The sequence below is a fragment of the Gilvimarinus sp. 1_MG-2023 genome (assembly GCF_030548285.1).
The window spans coordinates 1-446 of the sequence record NZ_JAUOSC010000158.1 but is presented as its reverse complement, the minus strand read 5'-3'; the positions used below and the strand labels follow the sequence as shown (position 1 = coordinate 446).

Below are 446 nucleotides of genomic sequence, written 5' to 3'. Positions count from 1 at the left end.
CCTCTGGACTGGCTGGCCAGCTTGCCGACACTGCATTACCACCGGCTCGAATATGGCTTTCAGGATGAGTTGATTCCGACCACCGAGCCACTCTTGTTGGGCCAGCATCAGGTACTCGCCACCGGGCTGGAGCTGCCACACTACGATCACCCGGTCCGTATCGACCTGCACTCATTAATCGTCGAATACACTGTCTTTTATCCCTCTGTTCGGGTGCTCGATGCGCAGTTTAACGCCGTTAGCATCTACAACAGTCCAGAGCTGGCCAATCCGACCCGGACTCGCACAGAGGCGGTGTATCTCCCTTTGGAAATCGCCCCGGGCGACCGTTATCTGGTGGTATTTACCGAGGCTGACTGGTTGGGACGGCTACTATTGATCCAAGAAGACAGCCGGCTGCTGGCGGTGGGTGAGCCCTACCGGCCACAATATCACCACCTTTACCG

Annotated in this window: 1 protein-coding gene; it reads left to right on the top strand. The window is 57.2% G+C overall.

What is annotated here, in order from left to right:
- On the top strand, window positions 1-446 hold a 446-nt coding region (locus tag Q4563_RS16205; RefSeq protein ID WP_303605209.1), incomplete at both ends, for a MalM family protein.